At 71.2% G+C, this 10,183-nt stretch carries 6 protein-coding genes; 3 read left to right on the top strand and 3 right to left on the bottom strand.

The window, feature by feature from the left end:
• Window positions 1-160 precede the first annotated feature (160 nt).
• On the bottom strand, window positions 161-739 hold the full coding sequence (locus tag ACQ5SO_RS06030; protein WP_430940677.1) for a TIGR00730 family Rossman fold protein: 579 nt from the start codon (window positions 737-739) through the stop codon (window positions 161-163).
• 214 nt (window positions 740-953) lie between these two features.
• Here ACQ5SO_RS06030 and ACQ5SO_RS06025 point away from each other — a divergent pair, with 214 nt between their 5' ends.
• The 3 genes from ACQ5SO_RS06025 (at window position 954) to ACQ5SO_RS06015 (ending at window position 5,301) form a co-directional block, all read left to right on the top strand.
• Complete coding sequence (locus ACQ5SO_RS06025) at window positions 954-2,429, top strand: LysM peptidoglycan-binding domain-containing protein (RefSeq protein ID WP_430940676.1); 1,476 nt, start codon at window positions 954-956, stop codon at window positions 2,427-2,429.
• Window positions 2,430-2,575: 146 nt separating this feature from the next.
• Complete coding sequence (locus ACQ5SO_RS06020; protein ID WP_430940675.1) at window positions 2,576-4,423, top strand: ABCB family ABC transporter ATP-binding protein/permease; 1,848 nt, start codon at window positions 2,576-2,578, stop codon at window positions 4,421-4,423.
• Window positions 4,424-4,599: 176 nt separating this feature from the next.
• Window positions 4,600-5,301 (top strand): hypothetical protein, encoded by a 702-nt coding sequence (locus ACQ5SO_RS06015; RefSeq protein WP_430940674.1) that lies wholly within the window; start codon window positions 4,600-4,602, stop codon window positions 5,299-5,301.
• A gap of 235 nt (window positions 5,302-5,536) precedes the next feature.
• Here ACQ5SO_RS06015 and ACQ5SO_RS06010 read toward each other — a convergent pair whose 3' ends face one another.
• Entirely contained in the window at window positions 5,537-9,010 is a 3,474-nt protein-coding gene (locus ACQ5SO_RS06010) for an efflux RND transporter permease subunit (RefSeq protein WP_430940673.1), read from the bottom strand.
• On the bottom strand, window positions 9,007-10,086 hold the full coding sequence (locus tag ACQ5SO_RS06005) for an efflux RND transporter periplasmic adaptor subunit (RefSeq protein WP_430940672.1): 1,080 nt from the start codon (window positions 10,084-10,086) through the stop codon (window positions 9,007-9,009). Before ACQ5SO_RS06005 ends, ACQ5SO_RS06010 begins: the two co-directional genes overlap by 4 nt.
• Window positions 10,087-10,183: the final 97 nt, after the last annotated feature.

The raw sequence follows: 10,183 nt of genomic DNA, 5'->3' as shown, positions 1-10,183 counted from the left end.
GCAGGTTTTGGGGGGGGGGTTTGGGGTCGACGCGCGCGTTCTGTTCAGCCGGGTGGACCAAAGGGTGGGGGGGGGGGGGGGGGGGGGGGGAGGGAGGCCCGCGGGCCTCCCTCCCCTGCGCCATCCCGCGCCGCCGCCTGCCGTCCCGGGCGCCCCCGCCTCAGCCCGCCGCGATCTCGTCGAGCCGCGCCAGCGTGGCGCCCGCGCCTTCGACCCGCTCCAGCGCGTCGGCGGTGCGGCGGTCGAGGAAGCCCTTGGCGACCATGTGGTCGTTGAGGGCGGCGAGGGGCTGCCAGAACCCGTCCACGTCCGACAGGATCAGCGGCTTGTCATGGAGGCCGAGCTGGCGCCAGGTCAGCGCCTCGTACATCTCGTCGAGGGTGCCGGCGCCGCCGGGCAGGGCGATGACGACGTCCGAGTTCATGAACATCACCTTCTTGCGCTCGTGCATCGTCTCGGTGATCACGAAGCTGGTCAGGTCGCGCTTGCCGACCTCGCGGTCGAAGAGGTGCTTGGGGATCACGCCGAAGGTCTCGCCGCCGCCGGCCTGGGCGGCGCGGGCGACGGCGCCCATCAGGCCGACATCGCCGGCGCCGTAGACGAGGCGCATGTTGCGGGCGGCGAGGCCCGCGCCCAGCGCCTCGGCGGCCTCGGTATAGGCGGGTTCGGTCCCGAAGCGGGAGCCGCAATAGACGCAGACCGACAGGCGGTCGCCGAGAACGAAACGGGATGCGGTCATGGCTCGTCTTCCGGTGGCGCGGCGGACCGGGGCGGGGGCGAGTTGTTGCCCTTCGGCGCCGCTTTGGCAGGATGCGTGGCGAATTTGCACGCCTTTTGATGGGGATGATTTGATCCCGCGCGCGGGGCGGCGGTATAAGCGGGGTCAATTCCGGCGAAAAGAAGGCTGCGTTCCCATGCCTCTCATCCGTTTTCTGCGCAAGGGTTTCCGGCGCGTGGTCCTGCTTCTCCTCCTGCTGGGGATGATCGGGGGGATCGTGATCGCCGAGGCGACGGGGCGGCTGGGGGACTGGTTCGGGCTGCCGGAGGATGTGTTCGCGCGGATGGGGCTGCCCTCGCTGCACGCGCCGGAGCGGGCGGAGGTGCCCGGCGTGCAGGAGGCCGGGCAGGACGCGGCCCCGGCCCCCGCCGCCCCTGCCGCCGCGCCCGCCGCCGCCCCGGTCCTGACCGGGGACGCGCCCGCCGCCGTCGCGCCGACCGAACCGGCCGAAACCGCCGCCGCGCCCGCGGGGCCGACCGCCCCCGATGCGCCCCGCGCCCCGCCGCCGCCCGCCTTCGACGTGGTGCGGGTGGATGTGCAGGGCGACGCGGTGCTGGCCGGGCGCGCGCGGCCCGGCGCCTCGGTCGAGGTGCTGCTGGACGGCGAGGTGGTGGCGCAGGTGACGGCGACGGCGCGCGGGGAGTTCGTGGCCTTCGCCGAGGTCCCGTCCTCGGGACAGACCCGCAAGCTGCGTCTGCGCTCGATGGATGCCGCGGGGGTGGGGGCCGAGGCGCCGGAGGAGATCCTGATCCTGCCCGACCCGGGCCTGGTCGCCGCCATCCCGGATGCGCCGGGGGCCGAGCCGGTCGCCGCCGCGGCGCCGGGCCTGGGCGCGCCCGCTGCGCCGACGGGCGGCGCGGCGCTGGAGACGGCGGCGCCGGCGGTTTCGCAGGACCCCGGGGCGCAGGCCCCCGGGGCGCAGGAGACCGGGGCGCAGGAGACCGCGCCCGCCGCCGCGCCGCTCGCCGCCGAGGACGCCGCCGCGGAAGCGCCCGCGCCCGCCGAGGACGCCGCCGCGGCGCAGCCCGAAGCCGAGACCGCCGCCGGACACGCAGCCCCCGCGCCCGGCCCGGCCCGGGCGGCGGCGCAGCCCCCGGTGCTGGCCCGCTCCGGCCCGGACGGGGTGGAGCTGGTGCAGGCGCCGCGTGCCCCGAGCAAGACCGTCACCCTCGACGCGCTCTCCTATGACGGCGACGGCGCGGTGGTGATGGCGGGGCGCGGCGCGCCCGGCGGCTTCGCGCGGATCTATGCCGACGGGACCCGCCAGGCCGACGTGGAGATCGACGCGACCGGCGCCTGGAAAGCCACCCTGCCGGGGCTGACCCGCCCCGGCGTCTACACCCTGCGCGTCGACGAGCTCTCGGAGGGCGGCCGGGTGACCAGCCGCGTCGAAAGCCCGTTCAAGCGCGTCGCGGACGAGGCGCTGTCGCTGGCCGAGGCCGGGCAGGTGGTGGTTCAGCCCGGCGCGAACCTGTGGCGGATCGCGCAGGCTCGCTATGGGGAGGGAACGCGCTATACCGTGATCTACGACGCGAACCGCGAGCGGATCCGCGACCCCGACCTGATCTATCCCGGCCAGATCTTCGAGCTGCCGGAGGCGGAGACGGAAGCGGGCGCGCAGACGGGCGCGGGAGGCGCCGCGGCCGACTGAGCCGCGGCCCGCGCGGCCCCCATTCCCGCCGCCCGTCCCCCGGGCGGCGACCCAGCCACAGCGGCCCCGGTCCCGGCCGCGCCTGCGCCCCGTTGCGGCGCGGCGCCCGGGCGGGGGCGCCGACAGCCAAGGCGGCCTGAGCAGACATGAGCCAATCCTCTCCCCAACAGGCCGCCCCCTCCGGCGCCCCCTCGGCGAAGGAGGCGAGCGATATCGGCATCCTCGCCCGCGTGATCCCCTATCTCTGGCCCGAGGGCGAGGGCTGGGCGCGGCGGCGCGTCGTCGTCGCGCTGATCCTGCTGGCGGCGAGCAAGGCGGCCATCGTGCTCACCCCGTTCTTCTACAAGGACGCGGTGGACGCGCTGGCCCCGGTCGAGGGGCAGGACCAGACCATGTTCCTGTTGACCGCCGGGCCTGTGATGCTGGTGATCGCCTACGGCGTCTCGCGCATGTCGGGCGTCGCCTTCCAGCAGCTGCGCGACGCCGTCTTCGCCCGCGTCGCCCAGCGCGCGCTGCGCAAGCTGGCGCTGACCACGTTCCGCCATGTCCACGCGCTGTCGCTGCGCTTCCACATCGCGCGGCGCACCGGGTCCCTGAACCGGATCATCGAGCGGGGCACCAAGTCGGTCGAGTTCCTGCTGCGCTTCGTGCTGTTCTCCATCATCCCCCTGATGCTGGAGCTGACGCTGGTGGCGATCATCTTCCTGGCGGAGTTCGACTGGCGCTATTTCATGGTCATCGTGCTGATGATCACCGCCTACGTGACCTACACGTTCAAGGTCACCGAGCTGCGGGTGCGGATCCGCCGGCAGATGAACCAGGAGGACCAGAACGCCGCGCAGAAGGCGATGGATTCGCTGCTGAACTACGAGACGGTGAAGTATTTCGGGGCCGAGGGGCGCGAGGCGACGCGCTATGACGACTCGATGGCGAACTATGAGAAAGCGGCGGTGCGCACCACCGTGACGCTGGCCGCGCTCAATGCCGGGCAGGGGCTGATCATCAATCTCGGCCTCGTGACCGTCATGGCGATGTCGGCCATGGGCGTGGCGGCGGGCGAGCTGACGGTGGGCCAGTTCGTCATGGCCAACGCCTACATCATCCAGATCACCATGCCGCTCAATTTCCTCGGCACCGTGTATCGCGAGATCCGGCAGGCCCTGGTGGACATGCGCGAGATGTTCGGGCTGCTGGAGCAGCCCGCGGAGATCGTGGACAAGCCCGGCGCGCCGGCGCTGAAGGTCGGCGCGGGCGCGGTGGCCTTCGAGGGGGTGGAGTTCGGCTATGACCGCGACCGCCAGATCCTGAAGGGCGTGACCATCCGCGCCGCGGGCGGCGAGACGGTGGCGGTGGTCGGGCCCACGGGCTCGGGCAAGTCCACCCTGGGGCGGCTGATGTACCGCTTCTACGACGTCTGGGACGGGTCGGTCAGCATCGACGGCCAGGACCTGCGCGACGTCGCCCAGGACAGCGTGCGCGCCGCCATCGGCGTGGTGCCGCAGGACACGGTGCTGTTCAACGACACCATCGGCTACAACATCGCCTATGGCCGCGCCGGGGCCGGGCAGGCCGAGATCGAGGAGGCCGCCCGCGCCGCGCAGATCCACGACTTCATCGCCGCGCTGCCGCAGGGCTATGACACGGTTGTCGGGGAACGCGGCCTGAAGCTTTCGGGCGGCGAGAAGCAGCGCGTGGCCATCGCCCGCACCATCCTGAAGAACCCGCCGATCCTGATCCTGGACGAGGCGACCTCGGCGCTGGACACCGACACGGAGCGGGAGATCCAGGCCGCCCTGAAACGCCTGTCCGAGGACCGCACCGTGCTGGTCATCGCGCATCGCCTCTCGACGGTGGTGGATGCGGACCGGATCGTGGTGCTCGATGCAGGCGAGGTGGTGGAGGAAGGGACCCATGCCGAGCTGCTGGCCCTTGGCGGGCGCTATGCGACCCTCTGGGCCCGGCAGGGGGTGGAGGAGCCGGCCGCCGCATCGTAATCGGATGCAACCATTGCATCAATGAAACTGTATGTCCGGCCTGCGCCGTCCAAATTGGTCTGAATTCATGCGAATTTCGGCATGTATTCATTGAGTATACAGCCGGGATTTGGGTTAATTCCGACGCCCCGCGGGCGAGACTTTTCGCTTGGGGAGCGGGGCGTCAGGAGAGAACCATGAAACCGAGACACTACCTTGCCCTGGGCGCGATCGCCGGGGCGCTCTGCCTTCCGATGAGCGGCGCCCAGGCCGCCATCGCGCTGGCGGAATTCGGATCGCATCACCCGCTCGAGGACCTGGACGGCGTGCCCGACGGCGCCGCGGACGATTACGCCGGGGACGCGCCCGGCGAATTCGTCGCCGACAGCCATGGCTCGGTCGACCCGACCACGGGGCTGCTGGCCTACAACATCGTCTGGAACAACTGGCATGGCGACGTGTCGGGCGGCACGGAAGGGGTGTGGGATTTCACCTTCACCCTGCTCGATTACGAGCTGCCGCAGGAGGTCGCGCGCACCATCGTCCAGGTGGACAGCGCCATCGGCGCCGGGATCTCGGGCGTCGGCACGGACAGCGTGACGGTGACCTATTCGCTGCTCGCGGACCTGTCGGCCTCGACCATCCTCGCCACGGTGTATTTCCCCGAACTGGCGATCGAGGCGCCCTACAGCGACGAGAACGAGGTCAACCCGCCGGGCCTGTCGACCTTCGACATGCAGCTCTCGAGCAGCCAGGCGCTGGTCTATGACAAGGCGATGGCGACGCTGGACCCGCTGGTGCAGTACGACCTGCAGCGGGTTCCGGCCCCGGCCGCGGCGCTGCTGCTGCCCGCGGCGCTGGCGGGCTTCGGCGTGCTGCGCGGGCGCAGGCGGGGCTGAGGCCGACCGCCGGGGCGACGCGTCGCCCGGGCCATGAAACGGGAAGGCCGCCGGGGGACCGGCGGCCTTTCTCGTCCGCGCCATGCGCCGCGGAGGGGGGTGTCCCCCGCGTCCGGCCCATCTGGGGGGCGGACCGGGCGCGGGGGACGGGCCTTCGTTCCCGGCTGGGGAACCGGTGGCGAAGGCCGGGACTGCAGAGCCGTGACAGGGCGGATGGGGAACCGCCCCGCCGCGATCACTCCGCGGCCCGTTCGAACAGGTTCGTCGACCCTTCCTCGCCCCGGGGCACGTCGCGCCGCCGGTCGGACGGCGAGAACACGAGCTCCCGCGGCGGGGTGCGCTTCGCGGCCCGGTTCAGCCGTCGGTCGGCCGAGATCCGGGCGTTGGCGGCGGCGCCGAGGAGGCGCGCCAGGTTGACGATCCCTGCGGTGATCCAGACCCGGGCGGCCAGCGCCGCGGGGGTCACGATCAGCGTGAGAACCGTTGCGACGCCGAGGCCGAACACCACGGCGGTCGCAAGTTGTTTCCACCATAGCGCCGTCGGTGCGTCAATCGAATAGGCGCCTGCGAAAAAGTCGACCGAGATGCCGAACATCATCGGCGTCAGCCCCGCCATGGTGGTGATGGTGGTCAGCAGCACGGGCCGGATGCGCGCCTCGGCGGTGCGCACGATGGCCTCGAGCCGCGGCATCTGCCTTGCGTATTCCTGGTAGGTGTCGATCAGCACGATGTTGTTGTTCACCACGATCCCGGCCAGCGCGACGATGCCGGTGCCGGTCATGATGATCGAGAAGGGCTGGCCCATCACCAGCATCCCGATCATCACGCCGGCGACGGACATCACCACGGCGGTGAGCACGAGGACCGAGTTGTAGACCGAGTTGAACTGCGCCAGCAGGATCACGAACATCAGCCCCAGCGCGCCGGCGAAGGCCGATTGCAGGAAGGCCTGGCTTTCCTGTTGTTCCTCCTGGTCGCCGACGAGGGACCAGGTGACGGACGCGGGCAGGGGGGTCTCTTCCTCGAGCCAGGCGGTGATCTCGGCCACCTTGGCGTTGACGTTCACCCCCGGGGCGACGTCCGACTTCACGTCGAAGAAGCGGGCGCCGTTGTAGCGGGTGATCTCGCCGAGCTTGGGCTTCGGCTCGCGCGTCACGAAGTTGGACAGGGGCACGAGGCCGAGCTGGGTGCGCACGCGCATCGAATCGAGGGTGGAGACGACGCGGAACTCCTCGGGGTAGCGCACGCGGATCTCGATCTCGTCGTCCGAGCCGTCGGGGCGCATGGTGTCGAGCAGCACGCCGCGGGTGATCAGGTTGACCATCGCGCCCACGGTGGTGACGTCGGCGCCGAAGCGCCCGGCCGAGGCGACGTCGACGTCGAGCTCCCAGTCGATGCCGGGCAGGGGGCGGGTGTCCTCCTGCTCCACCAGGCCCTCCATGGCGTCGACGCGGGCGCGCAGGATGGCGGCGGCCTGCTGCAGCTCCTCCCAGTCGTCGCCCTCGACGCGCACCTGGATCGGCTTGCCCTGCTCGGGCCCGCGCTCCTGCGGCATCACCTCGGCGTAGACGCCGGGGTAATGGGACAGCTTCTCGTTGATCTCGTCGAGGATCAGCTGGCCCTTCTTGCGCTTGTCCCAGTCGCCCAGCTCGATCTGGATCTGGCCGATGGCGTCGTTGGGCTTGCTGCCGCCGCGGTCGTTCAGCCCGCCGTCGCCGGCGAAGGCGAAGACGGAGTCCACGCCCTCGACCGGGATCACCAGCTGCTCGACCTCGCGCAGCAGCCGGTCGCGTTCGTCGAGCGACAGGTTTCCGCGGGCGCGCACGAAGATGACCGACCGCTCGGGCTCGGTCTCGACGAAGAATTCCACGCCGTGGTTGTTGGCGCCGAAATACTGGAAGGTGTAGGCGACGCCGCCGAAGGCGAGGCCGACGGCCACGAAGGGCATGATCGCGTTCTTGGTGAGGAAGGCGATGAAATGGCCGAAGGGCGAGCGCCGGTAGCCCGCCACGGGCGGCGGCGCCGGGGCGCGGTCGCGGAAGCTGCCCGAGACGATGGAGACGGCGAAGAGGCCGATCGCCATCAGCGCGATGGCGGGCAGGGCCTGGCCCTGGCTCATCGCGAAGGCGCCCGCGGCGACGGGGGCGGCGGCGGGGAACAGCAGCAGGACGCGCAGCAGGAGCGGCAGCCCGGCCTGCATCTTCGCCGACATCCGGTCCTGGGCGCGGGTGAAGCGCCCGACGACGCCGCCGATCACCGGCAGGTAGATCAGCGCCACGACCAGCGAGGCCGAGAGCACGAAGATCAGCGTCACCGGCAGGTTGCCCATGAACTGTCCCGGCATCCCGGGCCAGAACAGCATCGGCAGGAAGGCGCAGAGGGTCGTGGCGGTGGAGGACACGATGGGCCAGAACATGCGCTTGGCCGCGTCGCCATAGGCGCGCATCGGGCCGGTGCCGCGGTTGATCTCCTGGTCGGCGTATTCGACGACGACGATGGCGCCGTCGACCAGCATGCCGACGGCGAGGATCAGGCCGAACATCACGATGTTGGTGATCGACATGCCGAACACGGCCAGCAGCGCGAAGCACAGCAGGAACGAGGTCGGGATCGCGAAGCCCACCAGCAGCGCCGAGCGGATGCCGAGCGCGCCCAGCACCACCACCATGACCAGCGCGACGGCGGTCAGCACCGAACCCTCGAGCTGGCTGACCATGCCCTCGACCTGGCGGCTTTCATCCATCGAGAAATCGACCTGCACCGCGCTTTGCAGCGGCGCGGGCCAGGAGGCGCGCATCTCCTCGACCGCGGCGCGCACCTCGGCCACGGTGTCGATGATCGGCACGCCCTTGCGCTTCACGACCTGCAGCGCGATCGTCGGCTCGCCGTTGTAGCGCGCCGTGCCCTGGCGGTCCTCGAAGGTCAGGTTGATGGTGGCGATGTCCCCGAGGGTCACCACCCGGTCGCCATTGGTCTTGATCGGCAGGCCGTAGACGTCCTGGGGGCTGTCGAAGCTGCCCGGCAGCTTGACCGAGAACTGGCCCGTGCCCGCCTCGACCGCGCCGGCGGCCACGAGGCGGTTGTTGTTGGTCACGACGGCGGCCAGCTCGGCCGCGGTGACGTTGTAGGCCTCGAGCTTCAGCGGGTCGATCAGGACCTCGAGCATCTCCTCGCGGTGGCCGGCGAGCCCGGCCTCGAGCACCGGGGTCAGGCCCTCGACCTCCTTCTGCATGTCCTTGGCGAGGCGCAGCAGGGTGCGTTCGGGCACGTCGCCCGAGAGGGAGATGATGAGGATCGGGAACTCGGAGAGGTTCACCTCCTCCACCGTCGGCTCGTTATAGCCGTCGGGGAATTCGGACTTGGCGCGGTCGGTCGCCTCGCGCACCTGCGCCAGCGTCGCGTTCTTGTCCCAGCCGAAGTCGAACTTGAGCAACATGCCGCCATAGCCGTCGGCGGCGAAGCCGGTCATGTCGTCGAGCCCGTCGACGTCGGACAGCTCGGTTTCAAGCGGCTTGACCAGGAGGCGTTCGCTGTCGACGGCCGAGATGCCGGGGAAGCTGACCGACACGAAGATGATCGGCACGTCGATGTCGGGCTCGCCTTCCTTGGGCAGGGACGAGTAGGAGAACCACCCGGCGGCGATGGAGAGCAGGATGAAGGCGAAGATGGTGCGGGTGCGGGACGTGGCCCAGTCGACGAGGCCGGTCATCCGCGCGCGTCCCAGGTGCTGATGGTCGCGTCGATGGCGCGGCCGTCGGAGACGTATTCCTGCCCGACATAGATGATGTTCACCTCGTCCGGCAGGCCGGTCAGCCACACGCCCTCGGCCTCGTCGCGCAGGATGGTGACGGGCATGAACTTGGCCTTGCCGTCCACCGCCGCGCGGATCCCGAGGGTCCCGGCGTTGTTGAGCGTCAGCGCCGCCTGGGGCGCGAGATGCGCGGTGCGGCCCTGGAGCGGGATCCAGATCTCGGCGGTCATGCCGTCGCGGATCTTGCCGTCGGGGTTCCGGGCCGAGACCTCGATGCGGAAGGTGCGGGTCTGCTGGTCGGCGGCGCGGGAGACGAAGGTGACGATGCCGTCCACCTCGCGCCCCGAGACGAGGCGGGCGCGGGCGGGCATCCCGGCCTCGACCTTGTCGACATCGGTTTCGGGCGCGTAGCCGACGATCTCGATCGGGTCGAGGGCGATGACCTGGGCGCACTGGTCGCCGGCGCGCAGCAGGGCGCCGAGCTCGGCCGTGTCGCTTTCAAGCACGCCGTCGAAGGGGGCGCGCATCTCGAGGCGCTGGATGTCGAGCTCGATCTGCCGGACCGCGGCGGTGGCGGCCTCGAGCTGGGCGAGGCGGGCCATGGCGGTGGTCTCGGCCGCGTAGCCGCGCTCGGACAGCTTCTGGGCGGCGTCGTTGTCGACCCGGGCCTGGGCGAGGGCGGCGCGGGCCTGGGCCAGCTGCGCCTGGCGCGAGCCTTCCTCGATCCGGCACAGCAGGTCGCCGCGGGACACCTTCGCGCCCGCGCGGCTCGGCTCGGAGACGACGAGGCCCGAGGTCTCGGCCCGCACCGAGACGTTTCGGTGCGCCTCGGTGCGCCCGCGCAGGATCAGCGCGCTTTCGACGGGCCGGGCGACGGACTGGAAGGCGACCACCTTGACCGGGGGCTGGGCCTGCGCCTCGGCCGCCGCGGGGCCGTCGGCGCCGCCGGTTTCCTGGGCGTCGGTCGGGTGGACGATCCAGAAATAGAGGCCGATGCAGACCAGCGCTGCCATGAGAAGGGGAAGAGGACGCATTGCGTGGGCTCCGACTGTGCTGATCCGACGGCCAGGGGGTACGTGTAGCACGAACCGGGGGCCGGTTTCCGTCGCGAGGAATGTCGCGGCGGGCGCG

The sequence above is a fragment of the Rhodovulum sp. DZ06 genome (assembly GCF_050586345.1).
Lineage (GTDB): Bacteria > Pseudomonadota > Alphaproteobacteria > Rhodobacterales > Rhodobacteraceae > JBOCEF01.
This window is presented reverse-complemented; position numbering and strand designations above follow the sequence as displayed.

What these genes read in the sequence shown, in the direction of transcription:
- ACQ5SO_RS06005 (WP_430940672.1), bottom strand. Translation starts at nt 10,086, where the DNA reads ATGCGTCCTCTTCCCCTTCTCATGGCAGCGCTGGTCTGCATCGGCCTC.
- ACQ5SO_RS06020 (WP_430940675.1), top strand. Translation starts at nt 2,576, where the DNA reads ATGAGCCAATCCTCTCCCCAACAGGCCGCCCCCTCCGGCGCCCCCTCG.
- ACQ5SO_RS06010 (WP_430940673.1), bottom strand. Translation starts at nt 9,010, where the DNA reads ATGACCGGCCTCGTCGACTGGGCCACGTCCCGCACCCGCACCATCTTC.
- ACQ5SO_RS06015 (WP_430940674.1), top strand. Translation starts at nt 4,600, where the DNA reads ATGAAACCGAGACACTACCTTGCCCTGGGCGCGATCGCCGGGGCGCTC.
- ACQ5SO_RS06030 (WP_430940677.1), bottom strand. Translation starts at nt 739, where the DNA reads ATGACCGCATCCCGTTTCGTTCTCGGCGACCGCCTGTCGGTCTGCGTC.